Consider the following 25,595-nt stretch of genomic DNA (forward strand, 5'->3'; position numbering starts at 1 on the left):
TTGAACTCAAATAGGCCTGAATAATAAGATGCTTGTCACTTTCCAGATAGTAACCGTTCTTAAGTTTGACGATTTTCTTCATTTTTTACATTTTTTGTGTAAACCTATTTCAGGACAAGACAAGGGGGGAATGGCGGTGGGGGCGGCAGGGCGTCGATTAAGTTCAGAGATTATAGCAACCCGACCTCAGTCCCCTGATGCCCACCTGGTAGATCGGAGGGGAGATTAAGGAGGAGATTAGTGTAGTCAATAGGGTTAGGAGATCACCCTTTAAAAGAAAAAAAGAAAAAGAAGAAAGCAAAGATAGCACCCGGAAGATTATCTCACCAAAAGACTACGGCATAAAGCGACAGAATAAGCCATCAGCCGAGTATCCTGCACCAGCGACATCAATCCATCAGCTGAGGTAATCCACGCATTTATTCCGTTTCCTTTTGGTTCGATAATCACCGGTGGCTGAGGAGATGGCTTTCTTTTTTTCTCTTTTTTCTTTTAAAAGCTGCTACCCGGCAGGCGTTTTTTTAACCATCAAAATTTTAAGAGTTATGAATTACTACATTATTAAAACAGAAGAAGAACCAATGAAGATTATGAGTGTAAGCACAGCTGATGACGCTGCGTTTTTACGGGATTATGAGGAAAATATTTTATGTAGTGGGAGTAGCATACAGGAGGTGCTAATCCGCTATGGATCGCTATCTAATTAAAATTGTTACCGGGGTGGTAGCCCCGGTTTTTTAAAAAGCTGCTTTGGCAGGCATTTTTTTTACCCCTTTAATATTTTTATCATGGAATTATTATTATGGTTTACTGATCCCTCATTGGTAATGGATTACGGAACATTTACGTGTCAGGAGTGTGGAAGTGTGTTCCATTATTCTCCTCGTCTGGAATGTCATTGCAACAGTTGTGCTATCATAGAGCTGGAAGAAAAGAAACGAGTAGAAGATCGCTGGTTCACGCGTATGGAATACGCCCGTGCACTGGAACAGTTGCGGGATTTATGAAAGGTCAATAGTTATCCGGGGCATGTCCCGGGATACATTTAAATAGAAAAGAACAGTGTTCAGTTACAGTCAAAGGCTGGTGGCCTCGTAACGGCAACAACCCCAACGGAAAACGATGCTCGCGCGTTTATTTTTTTTCAATTGAAAAAAAACAGATGAAATAAAAAGTAATATATTTATGGGAGTTCTTTGAGTAGACGCCAGGTTGCGGATGGCAGGTGAGGCCGCGGAGATGGATGCGTGGGGGTAATTATCGTTATGGGTTTAATGGGAAGGAGAATGACAATGAGGTGAAGGGGGAAGGGAATCAGCAGGATTATGGGATGAGGATTTATGATCCGAGGATAGGAAGGTTCTTGAGTATAGATCCTTTAAGTGCTTCATATCCCTATTATTCTCCTTATTTATTTGCAGGAAATAATCCAATATTGAATTTGGATTTGGAAGGTATGGGACCCATAGATGGACGATTTGTATTTGTTGGGAACACATCTAAACCTCAGGTTTTGTCTCAAAATGCAGTAGATGTTCTTAATAATATTATGCAATATATGAACGTCAAACAAATGACAATTACAAGTACAGGGAGAACACCAATGGAACAGGCAACGGTAATGTTTAACAATCTTGAAAACGGTAAGTCGTCTTCTTATGGTGCTGGAGGACGTGCTGTTATTGCAGTTTATAGACAAATGAAAAAGAAAGGCGCATCTGATGAGCAAATAAAAACAGCTATGTATGATAAAGTTATGGAAGTTGGTCCTGACAAAGTTTCTACCCATACACGAGACCCTAAAGAAATGAATGCAGTAGATTTTGGGATAAATTCTTTGCATTCAAATTTAACGTCGGGAGAGGTTTTAAAACTAAAATCATACATTGAAAAATTGGAGAAGGAGGGGGTAGTTTCAAAATTTTTGAATCCTCAGAACAATAGCGGGGAGGCTGCTTTTCATCTAGAGATTAAGAGTAAAGGAACTGGGCCATCAGGTGACGATTCATCAAATGAGACAACTCCTGTTACTCCGTTTATGTTGCCTAATAATGATATTAGGCCCTTGCAGATTTTCCCTAAAAGAATGATTGATAGTCCTATCCCTGAATCAAAGCAGCCAGCAGCTAAAGATAGCAAACCCGAAGTGACATAATAAAATTGGTTCAGAGTTATAAGTTGAATTTATACAAAAAAAAGATAAACGTTTTTATTAAAAGATTAATCATGAAGAATTTTTTGTTTTTTTGTTTACTGTTTTTCATTGCACATAATTGTATATCTCAGGATTTATCAGATGAAAAGCAAATTAAGAGTTTGAAAAATGTAAAATTTAAGAGTGGGAATATTAAGAGCAAAATTTATTCTATTCTTTTAAATGACGAAACGTATTTAAATATTAAGTATAAGGTTGTTCATGATGGGGAGCTAAATGGTTCCTATTCGTTTGTTAAAATGCCATCTGATTTTTATTTTTCTACAGATAGAGACTTTAATTATAAGTTTGTTCTGGGTAATATTGGTTATTGGGGTGAAACTATTGGTTTGAATCCGGATGACATAAGATTATTAAAGAAAAAGATAGAGAATTCTAAAATTGAATTCAGCAAAAGGAAAGTTTTAATTATGATAGATTTTTTGAAAGATTATGATGAATGTAATTTAGTGTTTAATAATAATGAAAACTCAATTGTTTGTACACTTTTTTTTAGGCGATTACTTTGATTTTTGGGCATACAGTAAATCTCTTTCATAAATAGTAAAACCAGCCAACATGGCTGGTTTTACTATTTATAAGCTACTCTTGCTTTAGCATCACGCAGCAAGCCATCTAAAGCATATAGGATGTGTTGTTTGTCTGTATCGGGCAACGCATCAATATCATTAAGTCTTTTAAGCATAGCAGGATCTTTGAGTATATTAACCTGCTTAGTCTCCCCTAAAAGAAATCCCACAGTAGTCTCCAGCTCATCGGCTAAGCGCTACCACATCGATAGTAGGCTTTACTTCATCCCGCTCATATTTACCGATAATAGAATGGTTGGTATTAAGAAGCTTGGCAAGATCGCTCTGTGAAAGCTCTTTGGCTTCTCTACACTCTCTTAATTTTTTACCAAAGCTGTTCATTTTTGGGTTATTTATGGCTCAAAAAGCCTGTTATTTAACTGTTATTGCAAAAACACCGTTCATATTTGAATGTAAAAAGTCAAATAAATTTGTTTAAAAAAGTCAGATGTTGTATTGTCGGCTTCCCCTAAAACTAGGCCACTAGGGAGTCGAGATTTGTCACTTTTGATCAAAGTGCTGAAATAAATGATAAGCATACTGCTAGTGATTATTTTCATACCCGAGGATCAATAGAGCAAGGGATTAAACTATGAATCCATACACTGGTCATCTAGCAAAGGTAATAGCAAAAAGTATCCAAGTTTGGCCAAAATAATACCTGCATCACAAAGAACTTCCGGCGCCTTTAAGCAAACCAAACTGCATCAGGCTTTCTGCGGTAGAGATGATCGCATCTTCTTTTGAGCGCGGTATCCAGCCGAGCAGGTGTTGTGCTTTTTCGTTGCTGGCATGTTTTATTTTACCTAATTCCGGTACTATGCCTTTGAGTGCTGGCTTAAATAAGGAAGAGGCGCGCACCAGCCAGTTGGGTAGTACTTTAGTGGGAACGTGGGAGGCGGCAGTTCCCATTCCTGTTTTCAATATCATTGCCAGATCGTGCATGGTGATACAATCTCCGGTAATAGCCAACAGTCGTTCGCCATTGGCGGCAGAGTGGGTCATGGCAAGAAGGTGTAGGGAAGCTACATCCCGAACATCTACTACGCCAAAAGATAACTGTGGGCAGGCTGGCATGCTGCCGGTCAGCATGTTTCTGACAAGCTGAATAGAGGCAGAATAATCAGCTCCCAATATAGGACCGAATATACCTACAGGGTTTACCACTGATAGCTCCAGGCCATCGCCTTCTTGCGCAATAAAATCCCAGGCTGCGCGCTCCGCCAGTGTTTTGGATTTTACGTAGGCGCTGATGTTTTTACTAGTAGGGTCGGTCCAATCCTGCTCGTTGAAAGGCCGGCCGGTGGGGATGGCGCCGTAGCCGATAGCTGCAAAAGAGGAGGTCATTACTACGCGCTTTGCGCCTGCCTGACGGGCGGCCCGCAGTACGCGTAAGGTGCCCTCGCGGGCAGGATTAATTAGCTCCTCTTCATGCTTAGGGGCATCTGTGGGAAAGGGCGAGGCAACGTGTAATACAAAATTGCATTGGTCAACGGCTGCTGCCCAGCCGGTATCCGATAGGAGGTCTGCAGCTACAAATGAGAGATTATTCCCTGCTTCAGTGCCCGCGGCCCGCAGCATAGCGCGCACGGCAGCCTCGCGTTTAAGCGAACGTACGCTGGTCCGCACGCGATAGCCTGCATGAAGTAGCTGAAGGATACAATGTGAGCCAACAAATCCCGAACCGCCTGTAACGAGTACTAATTGTTTGTTTGCATTATTAGTTGCCATATAATTAAAATTGATAATTTAATTCAATAGGTATTTTTCAGCATGAGGGCTGATAATACTTAAAGCTTTTTGAGTGCACAAAGTTCATTGGTATATTAGAAAAATACTTTGTTTAAAAGACGGAATTACTTTGCTGGGAAGTTCAATATTGTGTCAGAGGTAGGAACGGCAGCCCTGGAATAAAATATGGGCTATTGTAATACAGGGAAACTTCACTTATTCATTATAGAAGATAAGGAATCGAAATAAACTGATCAAAAGTTTTTTTTGTAATACAATATAATTTTACGATGTTTGTTTGTAAATTAGCAACTTCATAAGTTATACCCAATAAGTCGATATAAGCTTGTTGTATAACACATTAAAAGAAGTACACAACCTCATAGCCTCCCCAACACATTAGAGTGCATTTTTGCATAAATAATTTACGTTCACAATTTAGGTATAAATGAGCTAAAAAGAAATTTACGCCAATGGAAGAGTGATGTAGTGTGAATTTCAAATAATAGCCATTATTATAAACCTTAGAGGCAAGGTATCCGCTATACTGGATACACCCAACGTAACCCGCGACTATGCATTAATAAATCTTACAAATTAATAATAAAATGCACCGTTTCTGTTATTAGAGATGGTAAGCATGATACTACCGGCGTACTGTTTCTCTGTATACGAAATGAATGCAATCATTGCAATAATGATGTCCCCATTTTGTGTAGGCAACGTGGTAATGTGAAGATACAGCGCGTATGTATATTAACCTCAAAAATACAGCATGAATGTTGAATGGAATAAATAGTATGTCAATTGATTATGATACTGGAATATTGAAATTTGAAACATTGTATATGCTTCCCCTGGAGTGTATGCATTTTAATAAGGTTATCCGTATTCACTATGACTAACAAAAGGAATAAGCAACCAAAGATTTGTGATCGCATCTGTATCTACCCGATTGCTGTATCCCTCGTCTATACAGCCGCTTACAGGAGTGCAACATCTTGTACAGGGTAAATTTACAGGAAACCATTTTGGTGCATCTCAATATGGACCTTAATCTTAGGTGAGTATAGCGAATTTACTGCGTTAATTACTAGTTACATTTTTTACGATTAAAACAGGCTGAAAGGCCTGGAGGGAAAGTATTGCCATCGTCTTTCCGGGATCGCCCTGCTCACTTTTATGATCGACAAGATGTAATGTAACTGAAGTAGTCAATGTTGCCTGCTTCGAATCTCTAAAGTTGTATAACTATGCGGAGAGTCTTACGCCTACTTAGTTGGGTAAATATTAGCCTGGACATACTTACAATGAATATGTCCTTGTTATTGTCTTATTATGTTCTTTTAGGCAATAATCCAGCATTGTTTAAACAAATTTTACCTTACCTGATCATCGTAAATTTATGGTGGTTGTTTGCTGTGTCATATTTTAAAATATATGATGGCTATCAACACCGTAATTCTATCGCCATTTTTGGCCATACTTTTAAGGCCTTCCTGGTATATACATGCTGTTTAGGGGTGGTGTTCATGATCTCATTGCAGAATGATTACTTTAGTGAGATACGTGTCCGGTTATTTTATTTTTATGCTATTGCTGCATTGCTTTTTGCAACAGCATTACTTGTTAACCGTCTGGCTTTACTTAGCGGCAGGAAAATAGTCCGCCAGCGTATTGGTCATAATAAACGGAACATTGTGATTGTGATCGGCAAAAATCCCCATTCCAGGGCACTGTCCAGATTATTACCTGCAAATGCTGCCGCCGATTACCAAATTACGGGGGTTTTCCATGATTATCATTCGGCAGCCTTGCATAGGGAAGAAGACACGTTGTATAAAGGGCTCACCAGCGACTGCATACCTTTTATCCGTAGTAACCGGGTAGACGAAATTTATTGCGCCATGCCGGGGGTGAGTAAGGAAAATGTAACGATGCTGATGCATGAAGCAGACCGTAATCTGATCCGCGTAAAAATAGTGCCAGACTATTATGAATATTTTCAGGGGTCTATGAATGTGGAAATGATAGATGATATACCGGTGATGACCAGCCGTAAAGAGCCTCTGGAAAACATGCAGAATGCCGCTATTAAACGCTTGTTCGATATTATATTTTCCATATTAGTGATTGTATTGGTGCTGAGTTGGCTTACGCCTATTCTCGCATTGTTGATAAAGCTGGAGTCTAAAGGTCCGGTGTTCTTTAAACAACTTAGGTCTGGAAGAAGCAATCGACCCTTTTATTGTTTGAAGTTCCGGAGTATGACGATCAATGAACTTGCGGATGTTAGCCAGGCAGTACGGGGAGATGCCCGCATTACCCGCATTGGCGCCTTTATGCGCAAAAACAGCATGGATGAATTCCCCCAGTTTTTTAATGTGCTGGTAGGTAATATGTCGGTGATAGGACCCCGCCCCCATATGTTGAGGCATACCGAAGAGTATGCTGCTTTAATTGAAAAATTTATGGTACGCCATTTCCTGAAACCGGGTATTACCGGGTGGGCGCAGGTAAACGGCCTGCGCGGAGAAACCCGTAATACGGAAGACATGAAAAACCGCCTGGAGGCAGATGTTTATTATCTCGAACATTGGTCCCTTTTGTTTGATTTGAAAATTGTTTTTCTCACGATATGGAATATTATAAGAGGAGATAATAAAGCGTTCTAAGTATCAGATGCTAACATATATGTATATGGGAAATGCCCCTTCATTATGAATATAATTGTTTAAAAAGCCACATATTGATGAATGTAATTAAGATGCCGTCTATATTTTTGTTGTCCTTTTTGTGCCTGTTGTTATTATGCAGTTCATGTGCCAGTTATAAGTCCATTCCCTATTTCAAGAACCTTACTGATAGTAGTTATGTCTATAAGAAAGGTGTGCCAGTGCCGCTGGTGCCCTATGAAGAAATCAGGATACAGCCAGACGATATACTAAAAATTACTATTCAGACGATAGACCCGGATATGGGTAATTTGATTTATACAGGAAATGAAAATAGCGTTGTTGCCGGTTCGCCAATGAATACTTCGCCAGATAGGCGCTACGAAGAGGAACCGGGTTATCTGGTAGATCATGACGGCATGGTGGAATTGCCAGTGGCAGGTAAAATCAAAGTGGGAGGCCTCACTACTGCAGAGGCGAGGGAGGAAATCAGACGACACGCTTTGAAATATTATAAAGAACCAGTGGTAAATGTGAGAATTGTCAACTTTAAGATTACAGTACTTGGAGAAGTGGCCAGGCCAGGCGCTTACTATATCAGTGGAGAAAAAGTTACTGTGCTGGATGGATTAGGATTGGCGGGAGATATGACTGTTTTTGGTATGCGAAAAAATGTGGTATTGGTCCGGCAGGAAAATGGCCAACAAAAAATGGTGCGCTTCGACCTGAATGATACAGAAATGTTCACTTCTCCTTATTTCTATCTGCGTCAGGGAGATGTAATATATGTGCAGCCAGGAAAAGGAAAAGCAGCAGCCAACGACGCTGGTATGGCCCGAACGTATGCCATTATAACATCTGTACTATCATTATTGGTAATTATCGTAACCAGGATTAAGTAAGCATAATTTATTGAACAAATATGCAACAGAATATAACCCCTTTAACCGAATGGGATTTGAATGGAAGTGAGCGTGAAATGGATATCAGTAAAGTTGTTAGAAAGGCCTATAGCCTTTGGCCTTGGATTATCCTTTGTGTATTGATGTCAGGAGTACTGGCATTTATCTACTTTTATTTTGCTATACCGGTATATAAAATCAACGCCAAAATTCTTATTAAAGATGATGATTCTAAAACAGGGAATGGATCAGGGGATATGTCTATGTTAAAGAACATAGGGTTACTATCAGGTACCAGTAATGTAGATAATGAACTGGAAATTGTTAAGAGTTATACCCTTATGAATAAGGTAGTGCAAGACCTGCAACTAAACGTAGTTTATGAGGTTAGAAAACCGTTGAAGGCGGTAGAGATATATGGCAAACAGGTGCCATTCAAACTGCATTTTCTTTCGTTTAATGATTCATTATTGAATAGCGGTACTTTTTCCTGTGAGGTGAGTATTCATAAAACGGGGATCACTTTAAAAGAAAAGAATCATGTCTATGATGCAAAATGGCAGGATACAGTGCTGCTATCGGTGGGGAAAGCTTTGTTGGAGCTCAACCATGATTTTAAAGGAGCATATGAAAAGTTATACGGGGTTGCTGTTTTTACACCTGCCGCTGTTACCAGGAATTATATGAATATGCTGGATGCAGCGATTCCTAATAAGCAGGTAAGTACAATTAATCTGAGTTTACCTGCTTCCATTCCGGAAAAAGGAGTAGTGGTTGTTAACAGGCTGATTAAAGAATATATGCAGGCTAATGTAGATGATAATAACCGCATTGCAGATAGTACAATGGCATTTATTGATACGCGCCTGGTGGTGGTGGGAGACCAGTTACAGGATATAGAAAAGCAAATACAGGATTTTAAACAACGTAATGAACTGGCTGATTTGGGTGAACAGGCAAAAGCACTGATCATTAACACCGGAGACTATACTAAACAAATGGCAGACCAGGAAGTGCAGTTGAATGTGATCGAATCACTCGAAAATTATTTACAGGATAATATCGATAATCCCAGAGTAGTGCCGGCTTCCCTGATAGTGCAGGATGCTACGCTTTCGGCGGTTATTTCACAATATAACCTGTTGCTGATGCAAAGGACCCGGTTATTATTGAGTTCTACGGAAAGTAACCCGGTGGTGATAAATATCGACGAGCAATTGAAAGTACTCCGTGGAAATATGTTACATGGTATTGCTTCTGTAAAACGTAGCGCCCAAACAGCGTTAGCCTCCCTCAGGGGGAATGCCGGACACCTCCAGGCAGAGATCCGGCGGGTACCTGCTAAAGAAAGGGTCTATCTCGATTATAGCCGGCAGCAAGCTATCCGCCAGGAGCTATATCTCTTCTTGCTGCAGAAACGGGAAGAAGCAGCGATCTCCAGGTCTTCTACTGTGGCGAATATACGTATCATCGATGCGGCCCAGTCAGACCCCTTACCATTTCAGCCGCAAAAACGGTTAATACTGGCACTGGCTGTATTGGGAGGGATGATACTTCCCTTTCTGATAGTATATGCCAAGGATAAACTCAATACGCGTTTATCCGAGAAAAAAGATATTGAGGCCATTACTAGTGTACCCATTATTGGAGAAATTGGCCATAGCGACGGATCAGAATTTGTTGTGGTTGCGGCAAGGTCCAGGGCATCAATATCTGAACAATTTAGGGCACTACGTACCAGTTTACAATTCTTATTGACCAAAAAGAATGATAATGTGGTGATGGTTACTTCCAGTATTAGCGGAGAGGGAAAGTCTTTTATTTCCACTAATCTGGCCACCATACTGGCAATAGCTGGCAAACGGGTGGTGCTCATGGAGCTGGATCTACGTAAACCAAAGATATTCACATCTTTAGGAATCAAGCCAGATAAAGGCTTTAGTCAGTATGCTGTGGGTTTGGCTACTGCAGAAGAAATTATACAACCATCAGGGATACATCGTAACTTATATCTTATCTCGTCGGGTCCTATTCCTCCTAACCCCGCAGAATTGTTATTACAGGAAAGCACATCTCAACTGCTAGATAAACTGAAGGAAGATTTTGATTATGTGATTATAGATACTACTCCTAATCTGGTTACAGATGCGCAGTTGTTGAGTGCCTATGCGCATACTACGCTATACATTGTACGGATGAATTATACACGTAAGCAACAGGTAGGCCTGGTAAATGCTTTATATAAAGCAGGTAAAATGCCGCGTCTGAACCTGGTAGTTAACGATATCCGGCAAGGGAAATACAGCGGCGGATATTATGGCTATGGTTACGGTAATGAATATGGTTATGGTGATTATGTTGAGGATGAGCATATAAAGAAAAGAAGCATGAAGCATTTCTTTGGAAGCAAATCGTAATAGCCTGCTATTGGTCATTGTCAATATTTAAATAATGGAAAATATTTTACAAAGAGGTTTCCGGTTGCTAAGGTCTTTACCCAAGACCATATATTTTAATTTTTATTACTTCCCTTTTAAAACAGCACTGAGACTACCGGTATTTATTGATCATCATGTACGTTTGATGAAGATGGGAGGCAAAGTGGCGCTTAATTATACGCCAAAGCGGTTTGATATAAAATTGGCGCCCAGTTTAATGAAAGCAGAAGGGTATTACCTGAATTATAAATAAACTTGCGAGCAACATGTCTTCTGCAAAACGTATTATATCAGGTAGCGCTGCTTCCTGGATAAATATACTGGTTACTTTGGTATTCCAGATTGCCCTGGTACCGGTATTTTTAAAATATTGGACCGTAAATACTTATGGCGCCTGGATTTTAATTTCGTCTGTTATAAATATACTGACTACGTTAGACCGTGGACATATTGATTATTTGACGTATGAATTCCTGAGAACCGATAACCGTAAAAAACGTTTTTTATCTAAGTTATTATGGTCGGGCATATTAATGAATACCATCCTTTGCATAACGGAGTTGTTGGTGATTGGCGTGCTGGTAAAGAGCAACTTGGTTGATGCACTATTTGGAGAATACAGACATGTTTCCTGGCAATTGCTCCGCCAGGCTAAATTGTCTTTAGTTATTCAGATGCTGCTATGGTCGGTTTTTAACAGTAATGTAGCATTGTTGTACAGGTTTTTATTTAATTATGGATATTTTCCCCGTTATATCTGGTTAAATATTATCTCTACCTGTATAAATATTCTCGTATCAATCGTTGCTGTAATGATGGGGTGTGATTTGTTGCAAACGGTTATTTATTCTTCTGTTGCAGTCGCATTGTTTAGCCTCTTTCAACTGGCCAATATTTTCCTGCTGCTAAGAAAAGTGAAAGTGGCGTTAACGGCAGCGAACCTGAAATTGGGCTTCCGGAATTTTATAACGTCTTTGTTTTTCTCATTAAATACTTTTTTGGAAACCTTCCGGCAACAGGGCGTTAGATTGGTGATAACACCATTTGTAGGCACCTCTGGTTTGGCTGCATTCTCTACTATGCGTACAGGAGCTAATATTGCCTTGCAGGGTTTATCCACTATTTCCAATCCATTGTTGCCTGAATTAATGCGTTTCATGAAACAAAAAGAACAGGAGAAAATAGATGCTTCATTGGGATTGGTTTGGTTTATATTAACCGCCTTGCTTGCACCTGGCATTGTTTTACTACAGTATGCTGCACCTGGGTTGTTTCATTTATGGACAAAAGGGCAGATCACTTTTAATCCTTTATTATTTGCCTTTTTATCTATGGGAGTATTAGTTTATGCCATAGCCCAACCAGGAATGACGGTGATAAAAGGCAATAATTTATTAAAAATACAGATAGTCGTCGGATTTTTATCTACTGCAACATTGATGGGGAGCCTGCTTTTGCTAATGCCTTTTTTGAACATATTAGGGGTTGGTATTGCCCTATTTCTGGCAGAAGTGGTGGCGGCTATCGGTTATTTCAAAAATGCAAAAAAATGGATGATAGCTAACCATCTAACATTCCCGGATTACCTTCATCAGATTTGTATCGTCTCTTTACTGATTACTGCGTTTTCCTGTGTAGGGTTTGTATATTTCGATAATGCTAAATTATATGTACTGGCAATAGCTGAATTATTTCTTTTTATAAATATGATTCGCTTCTGGAACAAAATGCCGTCTGTTGCTATTCAGAAAATAAGTTTTTTTATAAAGAGATATAAATTGACATATTAATCATCCAGAAAGAAATTAACTCAATGTGACTAGGAAACAGGTTTACTATATCATTGCTTTTCTCTATCCGATTCTTTCTTATTTTAGGATCAATCTGATAGGCCAATTTGCAGTAGGTGATTTTGTTGTGCTATTCAGCTTTCTTGATTTTAAGAAAACAACAAGATTGTTTGTTACTATTGCTGATATAAAAAAGATAGCTATTGCCTATCTGGTATTTTTATTGGCGCAGATGATGAGCGACTGGATAAATCACTCAGACTTTGTCGATATGGCACGTGGTTGGGCAAATATTTTAATGGCCATATTAGTGACGGTTTTTTTTATAGGCCTCTTTAACCGGAACCCAAAGTATTTTATACTTTTTTTATTAGGAAGCGTACTTCGGTATGTTCTGTTGGGAGACACTAATAATTTATCTAATTCCGCTGCCGATTTATATGAGGTGTCGGATATGGGAATTTTTAAATTTCGTATCGCTCCCATGCTCAATGCCTTGTTACTTATTTTTTCATGGTATTTATTGCAAAAATCACAAAAGCAATACTTCAATGTAATCATCTTATTTATATTGTATGGCTTGTTTTGCATGGCATTTGATTTCAGGTCAAATGGCATTACATTCATGCTGAGCGCGCTTATCCTTTATTGCCGGCCATATGTGCGGAATACTTCCCTCCGGAAAATGTTACCCTATCTGTTCTTATCCTTGCTTGTTTTCCAGGGATTATACGCCTTATATGTTTCAAGTGTTATAAAGGGAGAGATGGGAGGAGAACATTCTGTTAAGCAGATTAAAATGGCTGATAATTCGTACAATCCACTGAATCTGATACTGGTAGGCAGATCCGAGTTTTTTGTGGGCCTGAAAGCAGCATTGGATAAACCCATTTTTGGACAAGGGTCTTGGGCAAAGGATCCACTTGGCTATTATACTTTTATGATGCTTAAACTACATGGAGAGGATGAGCGGTTTCTAGCTCTGGAAAAGAATATGAACGGACAGTTTATTATACCTTCTCATTCTGTGCTGATCGGTGCATGGATGAATGCTGGCGTCATGGGTCTCTTGTCGGTTTTGTACATCTTTGTTTTGTTTATTAATCGCAGTATCAGGCTATTGAGGAATGCATATTTTCAAAAAAGCGCTTATTATCCCATTCTTGTTTACAGCTTATTAAATGGTATTTGGGTTTTCTTTTTTTCTCCGTTGCCAGAAATAAAAACTGATTTGGCGGTTATTATCGCATTTGTGGTAGCAGGACACCAGGCAGTGGCTAAAACAATTCAACTACAACATCAGGAACAGCATAAATTATCATTAATTAAACTTGTTTGAGGTGTCTTATAGAAAAAAAATCACTTTTCTGACTATCGGCGATATTTCGCAGATTGCTACGATGAAACGGGCCTTGGGTATGGCTAATCCATTGCATAAACTGGGGTGGGATGTATCGATTATTGCGATGGAGTGTGAGGAAAATCGCACCAGAATTGCATTGGAATGCGATCCCGCCATTCATATCGAATATTATAAGGCATGTTCTTTTATGGAGGAACCAGCTGTAAAAACAGCGTTGGTGAATAAGATCAACCCCGACTTCGTTTATTTTTGCTCCTTTAGTATCAGGAATAGGCTGTTAAAGTCGAAGTTGATGAAAAAGCCTAAGTTATTGATTGAACATGCTGAACTGCAATCTGCTATTAAATCGGTGCCATTAAAAAGAAGGATTTGGTTTTATTTACTGGAAATCTATAGCATTCTTTATGCTGATGGTTTACTTTGCGCCAGTAAATACCTGGATAAACATTTTAAGCAGCTGGCTAAAAAAATGTTTAAGCGCATACCTGTACTTTATTCTCCTTATGCGTTTAATAATGACATTATATCCTCATACAAGCTGATAGAGGATCAACTGATAGAACGGTATCAGGGAAGGAAATTGTTGCTTTATATGGGCACTATGACCCAGAACTATGGCTTGTTTGCGATGTTAGAGGCGATGAAGGCGCTTTCTGCAACGAATCCTGAATTGTTATTATTGTTAATGGGGAGAGGAAGGCATCTGGAAGAAGCCAAACAATATGTTGCCGCCCACCGTTTGGAAAACTATGTTGTATTCCTGGGATATATTCCGGAGATTGAACTTAGCTCCTATTTCAGCGTTGCTAAGTATTTTATATCCCCGTTAAATAATACGGTACAGGACAAGGCCAGATGCCCCAGTAAAATATATATGTATCTCCCTTTTGATAAGCCCATATTAACCTCTGCTATTGGCGAACCCCAAGAGATTTTTAAGGAAAATGGGTACTACTTTGAAACTGAAAAGCCTCAAACATTAGTCGATTTGATTCAACACCTGGAAAATACCCCTCTTACCAGAGAGGTATATCCTGTGAAGGAACAACATAGTTGGGAAAAGAGAGCACTGGATTTTAATTACTGGGTAACAAAATGTTTTTCAGCAAAAGATATGAAAAATACATTTCGGTATGAAGAAATACACTATGAATAAGGAAATAAACTTGTTAAACCGTACTGAGGATTATAACTATTTCTTCGGTTTTCATGATATCAGTTGCTGGAACAGAAATGAAGATAAGATGGCCGCATTGCGTATAAGAGATATTACTACTCCACCAGTCAGTAACATGAGTTGTGATGTTGGGTTTATAAACTTGAATAGAACGTTTATTAAACTTGGTGAAACGCTTGCCTACAATTATCCGCAAGGAGCGCGTCAGCAGTTTATCGGCGATAGCAATCTCTTAATAGTAAACGATGTTGTAGACGGACAATGGGGGTCAAAAATTTATGATACAGACCGGTTACAACTGAAATCGTCCCATCGGTTTTCTACACACGTTATTACAAAGGAAGGAGAGGCATTTGGTATTGATTATGCCCGGCTTTTCAGACTGGGTGCATATGGCTATAATGGTGGTATAAAAGATCTGTATGCCGGGTTTCCTGCTCCTGATAATACTGGTATATTTAAACATAACGTTTTCACTGGAGCAGGCAAGCTGATGTTATCCATCAAAGAAGTGGCCAATTTTTGCTTAAAGGAGAGCATCTCCCCAAACCATTATATCACCCACCTGCTACTGAGCCCAAATGAACGGAGAATTGCCTTTTTGCATAGATATAAACTTAAAGATGGAGGAGAAACCACAAGGCTAATGACAATAAGCGTAGATGGGGAAGGGCTCCGTTGTATTGCAACCGGTTTTTTAAGCCATTTCGATTGGAAATCAGATCATGAAATAACCATCTATGGCAGGTTCGGTACAAAGGTAGAAGGATTAAGGAACTCGTTATTGTATAAATTGCTCCCTTCCGGACCGCTTGCTGTCAGCAAGAAATTGATTAAACGCCTTATTCGGCATAATAGCCTGGCACGAACAAATATGCATGACGCATTAGCCTGGCATGTTTTTACAGATGAAGATGAACCCCGTCATTCTTTCCTGGCCAAGGGTATTATAACGGAAGATGGCCATCCGATGTTTTGCCCGGTTAACCGGGATTGGATGATCTGTGATACTTACCCGGATAAGCAGGGGATAAGGACACTATTTTTATTTCAACATAGCACACAAACAAGAATAAACCTTGGTACTTATGAAATGCTGCATATGAAGCCAGATATGAACAAGGTGATGAATACAATTGAATTATTGGATAAATCAGTATTGAAGAAATCTTCAATAGAAGACCTTATTTTCACAAGAAGTGGGTTGCATTGCGACTTACATCCCAGATGGATGCCTGCTTCAAAAATGGTAAACTTTGATTCTATACATGAAGGTTATCGATCGGTATACGCTTATGATGTTTCTCAGTTTGTTACCGCATAATCCCCTTAGCTTATTTATTTACAATTATAGGCCTTAAAAGTAGGAGTAATGATAGCTATTCTACAACCATTAATACCACATTACAGGACCGCTTTCTTTGAGCGGCTGGGTGATGAATTGGATATGGATATATATTGTTATCTGCCTGAATCAGCACATAGTAAAAGTGGACTTGGGAAGTCTGATATAAATTACAGTATTGTCCGCAATGTTAGAGGTGCTGGTGTTGTTATTTATAATCCATTTGTTTTTTTAAATAAAAAATACAGCGTACTGGTATTGATGTTACACGTTGGACATTTGTCTACCTGGCTGCTGTTATTAACAAGGCCTTTCCACAGGAAAAGGATTATTCTATGGGGGCATGGAATTTCTATTAAAAGATACTTGAAGGAAACAGAGAAACCGAACAGATTATTAAAATGGATGATCGCACTTTCTTCCGGAGCGATGTTTTATACTACAAATGAATTGAACATTTGGAAGAAGAAATTTGAAAAGAAAAAAATGGTTGCTATTAATAATACAGTAGCGATCAAAGATCCGGTTTTACTTGATAATAGTAAGGCGCAATTAAGAGACCAGTTAGCTGTAAAGCAAGAAATCGTACTAATACTATGTGCGAGGTTTAATACTTTGGATAGAAGAATGGACCTGTTTTTAGAAGTTGTTAAGGGCCTGGATAAAGAAAAGTTCGGTTTTATTATAATAGGCAGCGGAGATTTTAAGCCAGACTTCTCCACATTTGATAATGTGTATGATTTTGGAGCGGTTTACGACGCTGGAACAAAGGCGGCGTTGTTCAATGCAGCAGATATTTATTTTCAACCTGCATGGCTGGGCCTATCTGTTGTAGAAGCAATGAGCTATGGAAAACCGGTTTTTACCTTCAAAAGATCATCTACAGTTTTACAATGTGTTGAATATGGTTATGTGAGGGATGGAGAGAATGGACTGATTTTTAATCATCCCAATGATTTAGTCAATAAATTGAATCAACTTACTTCAGAAGAAATTACCAGAATGGGGCGAAATGCTTATTTATATGTAAAGCAGCATTTGCAGATGAATAATATGGTTAATAATACTTTAACGTTAATGAACAGTTGATAATAAGGAATAAGTTATTAATGCTCACCTTTGAATGATGTGGTAATAAACAATGAGAGTACTTCATATTATATCATCCATGAAACCGGAATCTGGCGGCGTTTGCCAGACTATACGTAATATTATTCAGGCATCTCATAAGCATGCGTATGTTCATCATGAGGTATTATGTTTTGATCTGTCGTCTGATGATTATCTGGGAGATGATGAATTCGTTGTTCACGCTATTGGACCAGCTATGAGTCCATACGCCTATTGTAAAAGATTGGCGCCATGGTTGGAGAAGAATATGTTTCGTTTTGAGGTAGTAATTGTACATGGTTTGTGGCTTTATAATAATTATGGTTCCTTTCGTGTATGGAATAAATACCGGAAGAAGAAAGGTGTTCCGAAGCTTTTTATAATGCCGCATGGCATGTTAGCCCCTTATTTCCAAAAGGCAAAGGAAAGAAAATGGAAGGCATGGAGGAATGAAATTGTTTGGCGGCTTATTGAAAACAGGTCTGTTAACAATGTAGATGCTTTATTATTTACCTGCGAAGAAGAAATGTTACAAGCCCGTACTACATTTAAAGGATATAAACCCGAAAGGGAAATCAATATTGGAAATGGTATTGCTCATCCTCCTGTTTACACTGCAGCCATGAAAACAGCTTTTAAGCAGCTTTGCGGGCATTTGAATAATAGACCATACTGGCTATTTATGAGTCGTATTCATCCTGTAAAGGGAATGGCCCAGTTAGTAACGGCTTATAAAGATTTGTGCGGCGTATATCCGGATCTTCCTGACTTGGTAATTGCCGGGCCAACTGATACCGCATATGCGGAGAGTATCATGTCTCTCGTGGGTAATAATGAAAAAGTGCATTTCCCGGGTATGTTATCCGGACATAGTAAATGGGGTGCGCTTTATGGTTGCAAAGCGTTTATTCAACCGAGTTACCATGAGAACTTTGGGGTGGCAGTAGTGGAAGCAATGGCCTGTAAAAAGCCTGTGATGCTTACTAAACAAGTCAATATTTGGCGAGAAATTGAACAGGGTGGCGGAGGGATAGTGATCACAGACAATGCGCCTGTGAATATTGGTGACGCGTTAGTCAGGATGAATGCAATTACTGAAACTGCATATGCAGTCATGTCGGATAACGCTTATGAAACATTTATGCGGGCATTCCATATTACGGATACAGTGAACCATTTTTTAACAGAGATCCAAAAGTTAGTATGATGCAACAAATTCCTACATATATAGATGATATTCCTATGTCCGATAAGTTGAGAAGACTGGTCTGGCACATTGTATCCCTGTTTTTATTCATCCCTTTTTCATTACCTGTTTTTAATGGATGGCGCATTTTGTTGTTAAGGCTCTTTGGTGCGCAGTTAGACAAATGTACCACCGTGTATGCCAGCGCCTACATTCCGGCGCCCTGGAACCTTAGGATGGGAGAGCAATCTACATTGGGCCCCGGGGTTAAACTGCATATTGGTAAAACCATTATTGGTAAAAAAGTAACTGTTTCCCAAAGAACTTATTTGTGTAGCGCTACCCATAAAACGGATTCTATCAATGTGCCTTTTGTGGCAGGTACCATCGTTATAAAGGATTTTGTTTGGGTTGCTGCAGAAGCATTTGTTATGAGTAACGTAACGATTGGAGAGGGAGCTATAGTAGGTGCTAAAGCCGCAGTGTTTAAAGATGTGGAACCATGGACTATTGTAGGAGGAAATCCGGCGAAATATATAAAGAAACGGGTGGTGATGGATTATCCGGGGTAAAAATTTTTGAAAAGCAATCAAGGTTTAATGTTCGATAGAAGTTACTTTATTTAACCAATAATATATGGTTTCTGTATTGATACTCACTAAAAACGAAGAACAGGATTTGCCGGGTTGTCTGGAGTCGGTAAGTTGGTGTGATGATATCCATGTGCTGGATTCCTATAGCTCGGATGCTACCGTCAGCATCGCTGAAGAGAAAGGTGTTTTTATCACACAAAGGATGTTTGATGGGTATGCCTCTCAAAGAAATGCCGGCCTGGCGTTGGATTTTAAGTATAACTGGATTTTTATATTAGATGCGGATGAACGCATCCCCATAGCATTGCATAGGATAATTATTGAGGGGATTAAAAGGGCTGGAGATAATGTTGCCGGCTTCAGGATCAGAAGGCGGGATTTTTTGGGACATTCCTGGTTAAAATATGCGCAGTTATCTCCTTTCTTCATCCGCTTAGTAAAAAAGGGGAAGGTATATTACCATAGGGAAATTAACGAAGTGATTGAAGCAGATGGCCTGATTGAAGAACTGGATGGCTATTTTGATCATTATCCATTTTCTAAGGGATACAGGCATTGGTTGGAAAAGCATAATACATATTCTACGATGGAGGCAGAGAGGTGGGTGGAAGAACAACGCGGTTGTTTTTATTTTTCCTGGCGAAAAGCATTGTTTGCAAAAGATTTTACGGAAAGAAGATTTCATCAGAAAGGTTTGTTTTATAAGATGCCCTGCAGGCCTTTGATTAAATGGATATATATGGTATTTGTAAGAAAAGCATTTTTAGATGGCAAGGCTGGCCTTACCTATGCTGCCCTGCAATTCGCTTATGAATATTTTATCGTATTAAAAACCAGAGAGATCCTTTCATATAAGAAGAGCGCTGAAATAACTACATCAGAAAGCGCCTTGATGATCAATAGAAAAAAGGAAGAACAATCAATAGTTAATCGATGAGAATTTTAGTTTATGGTATCAACTATGCTCCCGAGCTCACCGGCATAGGAAAGTATACTGCTGAAATGTGTGCCTGGCTGGCTGCGCGTGGGCATAAGGTGCAAGTTATTACTGCATTGCCGTACTATCCCGAATGGAGGATACACCCCGCCTATAAAGGGAAAAAGTGGTATAAGGAGAATATTGACGGTGTATGGGTATACCGTTGCCCTTTATATGTGCCTGCAGCTATTGATACAAAAAAACGTATACTACATGAATTTTCTTTTCTGGCAAGTGCTTTTCCGCTGTGGTGTAAGACATTTTTTCAAAAAAAATTTGATATTGTATTTTGTATTGCCCCACCTTTTCATCTGGGATTTCTGCCTTTGCTGTATGCCCGGCTTAAAAGATCTATTATGATCAGCCATATCCAGGACTTGCAGATAGATGCAGCCAAAGACCTGGGTATGATACGTAATCAATCATTCCTGAACCTATTGTTAGGAGGGGAAAAGTTTATCCTGCAAAGAACTATTGTATCCACCATTAGTTTGGGTATGCAACAGAAGATAATAAGAAAGGATATTCCTCCTGCGCGTATGATGATGTTACCCAATTGGGTAGATGAGAAGGTGGTTAAGCCGCTGGACAAGGCAGCATCCTTGCGTACTGCGTTTAATCTGAGTGTTACAGACAAAGTGATACTATATGCTGGTAACCTGGGAGAAAAACAAGGACTGGAAAGCATTGTCGAGGTGGCCAGGGAGTTCAGTCATCGTCCGGAAGTACAATTTGTTATTTGTGGGGCCGGTGGTGGCAAAGGAAAGTTGATGAAGTTAGTAGCACAATCAGGATTGGATAACATCCGTTTTTTTCCATTACAACCTCAGGAAAAATTACCAGCCCTGCTGGCCACTGCAGACATCCACCTGGTATTGCAAAAGAAATCAGCCTCCGATCTGGTAATGCCTTCTAAGTTAACGGGCATACTTTCTGCAGGGGGCTGCCCGATTGTAACTGCCTCTCCTGGTACCACCTTGTATGAAGTGGTAAAAGAGCATCAGGTAGGTATTATCGTGGAGCCGGAATCTGTTTCGGCACTTAAAAAAGGCATTGAAGAAGCGTTGGGCGCCGACCTGGAAAAATATCGTAAAAATGCCAGACAATATGCAGTGGAATATTTGAGCAAGGAAAAGATTATGGCCCGATTGGAAACAGATCTTTTGCGTTTAGTGCGTGACGATGAATCTGTTGCCTTACGGTGATGCATAAATCATTTTAAGCCCTTTTGTAATTAGTTTTATTGGTAACGCGGATTGTCGGCATACCAGGCCAGGTTGCCACTGATCATATACTCCAGGAGGGAAATATAGGTTTCCACCCGTGCATGAAAATCTCCGAAGTTTGGCCAGCTGGCTCGCAGCGTTATATATGCTGCTAATACCTGATTGTGCATACTAATTGCCGTATTATAAGCCTCCTCCCAGGAGCAGCCGTGTTCATTTTGTATTACCGCCACCAGGTTCATGGCTTCATTATTTTCCCTTTCTTTATTCACTGAAAATAGATCATTTGTCCAGGTAACCAGCTTGCTTACGGTTAGCCGTGCCTGTTGTATAGCCGGGTGCCTGAATATTTCAGGTGGCAAGATAAAACCAGCAATAATTTCTGAGAGGGTGATAAAGGGATAAATGCCACCTACTTTTTCCCTTAAGATCATATATTCTTCGATGGAAGGATAGATAATTGTTGATTGATAGCTATATTGTTTGTCCAGTATCATGCCTTCAAAGAAATACTGCCAGTCGGCAATATAGCGTTCCAACCATAGAGGGGTAATATAGGGAGATAGTTCCTGGTGTGATAAAGCAAAATGTTGGAGCATGATATGTTCGTTGGCATAAGTAAGGTCGCCATTTAATATCGCGGTTAATTTTCCATGCACTTGTATAAGGTCAGACACAGGTAAGGGGCCATATAGGTCGTCAAAAATAAATATCCATAGCACCAACCTGCCACAGGGTAGCAGCAGCTCAGGGGCTGCATGCGGATAAATAAAAGCTACCAGTTTGCCAAAAGAGGCTGCTTTTAAAGCTGCCCTCACCGGTAATGGAATAAAAGTATACGTGTCAATACAGCTGTTTACGTTATCAACGATAGCAGTAAGATCTTTATTGACCTGGTGGGGGAATGCATAGTGGATAGTTGGCTTTGTCATGATTGGCTATGATTAAAGGGTCATTAAATCAGGAGCATTGCGGTCTGGTGGCGCTAACGCTTTAGGGGCTGGTGGAAGTATAAAGACAATAACTACCTGGGTGGCAGTGATAACGGGCCTTATATGCGGTCGTCATCAAAATTAAACGTAAAGGGTTATTCTAGGTAAAATTAGCAATATTTTCTGCGATAGTGTTGCGTTAACCTAACCTATTATTAAACGCTAAAAAGCCCTTAGAAACCATAAATAGTTCCTAAGGGCTTTTTAGCGTTTAATTAGCTGCTAATTATTTCAGCTGAGTGGCGCCTTCTCCTTCAATCTCAGAGAGGGCGGAAGTTTTTGTTAATAATACGTTGGTTTGTGTTCTGGCTTTAGACCATTTGCCTAATGCCGGATTATACTCTCCACCCAGCATGTTGAAGTAACCCAAGTCGGCCGTGTTATAGATCATGGCGATTGTGTTGGAGCCACATCTGTAAAAAGGCTGGCTTTGCAGGGTGATAGGATTGATAATGTCGTACCAGTCGTTGTTAGCGATGCGGTAACCTTTTTCTGGTGGCCCTGCAGTATACAAGCTACCACCGGTAGAAATAAAGATTACGTCTACAGGCTTAGAGGCTTCTGTTACAGCGGAGTCGCTGAATACGGCCATCCCGAAGGCATTACCGCTGTTGGCCATCAAACCACTGGTAGCAGCGCCGAAGCCATCGCCACCGGTTTTGGTATAGTCAAATGCCCGTGCCCAAACAGAGGAAGTCATGCTGGTAGAGCTGGCGCCATTGATCATTTTACCAGCGCCCCCTGCATAGAAGAACTGGCCTTTGGTAACCTTACCCTGGATCAGGCTCAGTTTAAAGGTGCGCATATCACCGGTAGCCCATCCTTTGGCAGGATAGCCGGTTGGCGTAGATGCGTTGGCGTTATTGCAGATAACTACAGCATATGGTGTTACGGTGAAGTCGATGTCTTTGGTGGCCATCATCTGTACGTATTCATAGTTACCATCGCCGCCTTTTACATCGCTCATAAAGCCGGTGATCAATACAGGCGCAATTTCAATAACAGAGCTAAGCACTACAAAGTCTTTGCTGGTACGCATACGGAACTGTGGTACCAGTTTGTCGCCGGCAGTGGTATTGAAGGTAATGCCATAATAGTTCGCGCTTACCGGAGAAAGGCTGTCTGCAAAAGGAGCTACTGCTTCAGTATGCAGATCAATGTTACCAAATCCGTCGTTGAGTGTTTTGTCGCCTCCCAATTTTTCTCCGGGAGCTGGCAAAGGATCAAATCCGCCTTTTACAATAACACCCAAGGTGCTTTCATATGCATCAGGATTAGCCAATATCTGGCCGGCATTGATGCGGTTTACCGGGATAGTTACGTTAGCAGCTACTTTGGTAATCCCTTCTTTTTTCACACCAGTGATTTCCAGGATACCGTTTACTCTTTTTAATACGCCGCCTTCTATATTGATAAGGAGGGAGTCGCCTGGTACGTATTGTGCCGCTGCATCACCTAATGGAATGGAGATACCGCGGAGTGTAGACAAACGACGGGCATCCTGTACTACCAGCAATCCGGCTGGCAGGTTACCGTCGGAATGATCAGATACTACTACGGCTGCCAGGCTGTGGGAACCAAGCATATTGTCTTTATTGAGCGTAACATCGTTACCCTTATAGAGATTTTTAACGTCGTATATAGAGATATATGGACTGACTACGCCACCTGGATAGCTATCTTTTTCGCATCCCCACAAAAACGCCAGCAACGGCAGGAAGAGGGAAGCTATAATTAATTTTTTCATCAGATTATTTTTCATGATTAGCATCTATTCTCAAAGAAAGTGACAAAATGTTTAAGGTTTTTGCCACCATACCTGTGTGGAAATGACATCAGGACCCTGGGCAGCTACGGCCGCTTTGTAATTGGTAGGGTTGGTAGATTGTACATACACCGGATAGTTCATCCTGGCAGGCATAATACCATTGTTCTTTAAACCGGGTCCTTTCGGTAATATCGGGTGACCTGTACGGCGGTATTCAAACCATTGCTGCATATCGGTCAGGAACAATGCATAATATTTCTGCAGGTGGATCAGTTCCATTTTGTCGTCCTGTGCAGCAGTATCATCCCATTGAATATCTGCGTCAGAAAGGAATTGTTTAATGGGCACAGACCATTGTGGCAGCCATTGTGTAATGCTGGCTTGTGCACCGTTTTCATAGTAGGTTTGTGCAGATCCGGTGATCCATCCTTTCACAGCGGCTTCGGCGAGAATGAAGTTCAGCTCGGCATAGTTCATGATCATACCGGCCATTGGCTCATTCATCAGCGTTACAGCAGAAGTAGTAGAGTAGAAGTAGCATTTTTTCACCGGGCTTTGTCCGGGAATATAACCGCTTGGCACACCCTGGTATGAACCGGAGTAAGGAGCAATACCCCACCTGTTGATGCTGTTGGAGCCATAAGTAGGAATGTCTACACGGGGATCGTTCCAGATGGCCAGGTGCTCTATAAAGAAGCTACCGATGGCTGGTGATCTGAAATCCTGTTCCCTTACGCTCATAAATGGCGATACATAAGGTCCTGCGCCTGTCCAACGGAGAATGGCTGATTCATCGTTGCTGGTCATAATAGGGTAGGTACCTGGATTGGTATTTACTATTTGTTTGATCTTGGCAATGCAGAGGTCAGCTACTTCTGCTTTTCCGGATAATCTCAACAGGAGCCTCAGGTAAAGAGAGTTACCAAATTTGCGCCATTTGCTGATATTACCGCCGAACACTGGGTCGCTGGAGGCGGTGATAGCGGTGTTGGAACTCAGCAAGGTGTTGGCTGTTTCCAGTTGTTGGAAAATATCCGCATAGATATCCTTCTGTTTGTCGAAAGGTGGCTCATAGATCATACTGTCTTTGGCCAGGTTCGATTTGAAGTAAGGAATATCTCCATAGGTGTCCGTTAGCATAGAGTAAATCCATGATTGGCAGATCAATGAAATACCCATATAGGATTTATTGTAGTTCGGATCTTTACTGGCAATTTTATAGAGATCTTTAAAATTGGTCAGTTCAAGGTACCAGCCGTTATAAGCATAATCGGCAGTACTGGCCCGGATATCATAACGGAAAATTTTTCCGTCGCCATCACCCATATCTACCGTTACCTGCATTAATTCATTATTGAAACTGCGGTTCCTGTTCATGTTGTAACCCACAACGCTTACCAGTGCAGGCGCCAGCAACTGTTGGGGAAGTGCATTGGTGGTAGTATTCGGGTTAGTATTTATTGTGGTGAAATCTTTTGTGCAGGAGGTGAGCCACATACTAAACACCAACACCGCATATGTAATCTTCTTCATGTT

At 40.4% G+C, this 25,595-nt stretch carries 21 protein-coding genes; 16 read left to right on the forward strand and 5 right to left on the reverse strand.

Annotated elements, in window-relative coordinates; genetic code table 11:
* Positions 1-545: 545 nt before the first annotated feature.
* The 3 genes from ACDQ55_RS20180 (at position 546) to ACDQ55_RS20190 (ending at position 2,724) form a co-directional block, all read left to right on the forward strand.
* Positions 546-707, forward strand: a complete 162-nt coding sequence (locus ACDQ55_RS20180; protein ID WP_420983428.1) for a hypothetical protein — start codon at positions 546-548, stop codon at positions 705-707.
* 536 nt (positions 708-1,243) lie between these two features.
* The gene (locus tag ACDQ55_RS20185) at positions 1,244-2,155 is read left to right on the forward strand and encodes an RHS repeat domain-containing protein (protein WP_420983430.1); all 912 of its coding nucleotides are present in this window, start codon (positions 1,244-1,246) and stop codon (positions 2,153-2,155) included.
* Positions 2,156-2,226: 71 nt separating this feature from the next.
* A complete protein-coding gene (locus ACDQ55_RS20190) occupies positions 2,227-2,724 on the forward strand; it encodes a hypothetical protein (protein WP_420983432.1) in 498 nt (165 codons plus the stop codon).
* Between the two features lie 243 nt (positions 2,725-2,967).
* Here ACDQ55_RS20190 and ACDQ55_RS20195 read toward each other — a convergent pair whose 3' ends face one another.
* The gene (locus ACDQ55_RS20195) at positions 2,968-3,126 is read right to left on the reverse strand and encodes a helix-turn-helix domain-containing protein (RefSeq protein WP_420983434.1); all 159 of its coding nucleotides are present in this window, start codon (positions 3,124-3,126) and stop codon (positions 2,968-2,970) included.
* A gap of 324 nt (positions 3,127-3,450) precedes the next feature.
* Entirely contained in the window at positions 3,451-4,515 is a 1,065-nt protein-coding gene (locus tag ACDQ55_RS20200) for an SDR family oxidoreductase (RefSeq protein WP_420983436.1), read from the reverse strand.
* Between the two features lie 1,253 nt (positions 4,516-5,768).
* Here ACDQ55_RS20200 and ACDQ55_RS20205 point away from each other — a divergent pair.
* The 13 genes from ACDQ55_RS20205 to ACDQ55_RS20265 all read left to right on the forward strand — a co-directional run bounded on the left by ACDQ55_RS20205 (position 5,769) and on the right by ACDQ55_RS20265 (position 21,278).
* Positions 5,769-7,190, forward strand: a complete 1,422-nt coding sequence (locus ACDQ55_RS20205; protein ID WP_420983438.1) for an undecaprenyl-phosphate glucose phosphotransferase — start codon at positions 5,769-5,771, stop codon at positions 7,188-7,190.
* Positions 7,191-7,267: 77 nt separating this feature from the next.
* On the forward strand, positions 7,268-8,092 hold the full coding sequence (locus ACDQ55_RS20210) for a polysaccharide biosynthesis/export family protein (protein WP_420983440.1): 825 nt from the start codon (positions 7,268-7,270) through the stop codon (positions 8,090-8,092).
* A 20-nt stretch (positions 8,093-8,112) separates the two neighbouring features.
* Positions 8,113-10,509, forward strand: coding sequence for a GumC family protein (locus tag ACDQ55_RS20215; protein WP_420983442.1), 2,397 nt, complete (start codon positions 8,113-8,115; stop codon positions 10,507-10,509).
* Between the two features lie 34 nt (positions 10,510-10,543).
* Entirely contained in the window at positions 10,544-10,783 is a 240-nt protein-coding gene (locus ACDQ55_RS20220; protein ID WP_420983444.1) for a hypothetical protein, read from the forward strand.
* A 13-nt stretch (positions 10,784-10,796) separates the two neighbouring features.
* Positions 10,797-12,320, forward strand: coding sequence for a lipopolysaccharide biosynthesis protein (locus ACDQ55_RS20225; RefSeq protein WP_420983504.1), 1,524 nt, complete (start codon positions 10,797-10,799; stop codon positions 12,318-12,320).
* Between the two features lie 25 nt (positions 12,321-12,345).
* Positions 12,346-13,659 carry a hypothetical protein gene (locus ACDQ55_RS20230; protein WP_420983446.1) on the forward strand — a complete coding sequence of 438 codons (1,314 nt, stop codon included), beginning with the start codon at positions 12,346-12,348 and terminating at the stop codon, positions 13,657-13,659.
* 1 nt (position 13,660) lies between these two features.
* Positions 13,661-14,839 (forward strand): glycosyltransferase, encoded by a 1,179-nt coding sequence (locus tag ACDQ55_RS20235; protein WP_420983448.1) that lies wholly within the window; start codon positions 13,661-13,663, stop codon positions 14,837-14,839.
* Complete coding sequence (locus ACDQ55_RS20240) at positions 14,817-16,184, forward strand: hypothetical protein (RefSeq protein WP_420983450.1); 1,368 nt, start codon at positions 14,817-14,819, stop codon at positions 16,182-16,184. The genes ACDQ55_RS20235 and ACDQ55_RS20240 overlap by 23 nt, the downstream gene beginning before the upstream one ends.
* Before the next feature lie 48 nt (positions 16,185-16,232).
* Positions 16,233-17,294: a glycosyltransferase gene (locus tag ACDQ55_RS20245; RefSeq protein ID WP_420983452.1), complete on the forward strand. Its 1,062-nt coding sequence runs from the start codon at positions 16,233-16,235 to the stop codon at positions 17,292-17,294.
* A gap of 79 nt (positions 17,295-17,373) precedes the next feature.
* Positions 17,374-18,522 carry a glycosyltransferase gene (locus tag ACDQ55_RS20250; RefSeq protein WP_420983454.1) on the forward strand — a complete coding sequence of 383 codons (1,149 nt, stop codon included), beginning with the start codon at positions 17,374-17,376 and terminating at the stop codon, positions 18,520-18,522.
* On the forward strand, positions 18,519-19,073 hold the full coding sequence (locus tag ACDQ55_RS20255) for a hypothetical protein (RefSeq protein ID WP_420983456.1): 555 nt from the start codon (positions 18,519-18,521) through the stop codon (positions 19,071-19,073). The genes ACDQ55_RS20250 and ACDQ55_RS20255 overlap by 4 nt, the downstream gene beginning before the upstream one ends.
* 64 nt (positions 19,074-19,137) lie before the next feature.
* Positions 19,138-20,031, forward strand: coding sequence for a glycosyltransferase family 2 protein (locus ACDQ55_RS20260; RefSeq protein ID WP_420983458.1), 894 nt, complete (start codon positions 19,138-19,140; stop codon positions 20,029-20,031).
* Complete coding sequence (locus ACDQ55_RS20265; protein WP_420983460.1) at positions 20,028-21,278, forward strand: WcaI family glycosyltransferase; 1,251 nt, start codon at positions 20,028-20,030, stop codon at positions 21,276-21,278. Before ACDQ55_RS20260 ends, ACDQ55_RS20265 begins: the two co-directional genes overlap by 4 nt.
* Positions 21,279-21,313: 35 nt before the next feature.
* Here ACDQ55_RS20265 and ACDQ55_RS20270 read toward each other — a convergent pair whose 3' ends face one another.
* The 3 genes from ACDQ55_RS20270 to ACDQ55_RS20280 form a co-directional block, all read right to left on the reverse strand.
* Positions 21,314-22,231 carry a terpene synthase family protein gene (locus ACDQ55_RS20270; RefSeq protein ID WP_420983462.1) on the reverse strand — a complete coding sequence of 306 codons (918 nt, stop codon included), beginning with the start codon at positions 22,229-22,231 and terminating at the stop codon, positions 21,314-21,316.
* 286 nt (positions 22,232-22,517) lie between these two features.
* Positions 22,518-24,038, reverse strand: a complete 1,521-nt coding sequence (locus ACDQ55_RS20275) for a DUF5689 domain-containing protein (protein ID WP_420983464.1) — start codon at positions 24,036-24,038, stop codon at positions 22,518-22,520.
* Positions 24,039-24,089: 51 nt separating this feature from the next.
* A complete protein-coding gene (locus ACDQ55_RS20280; RefSeq protein WP_420983466.1) occupies positions 24,090-25,592 on the reverse strand; it encodes a SusD/RagB family nutrient-binding outer membrane lipoprotein in 1,503 nt (500 codons plus the stop codon).
* Between the last annotated feature and the right edge of the window lie 3 nt (positions 25,593-25,595).

Origin of the sequence: Chitinophaga sp. 30R24, assembly GCF_049056765.1 — a bacterium.
Lineage (GTDB): Bacteria > Bacteroidota > Bacteroidia > Chitinophagales > Chitinophagaceae > Chitinophaga.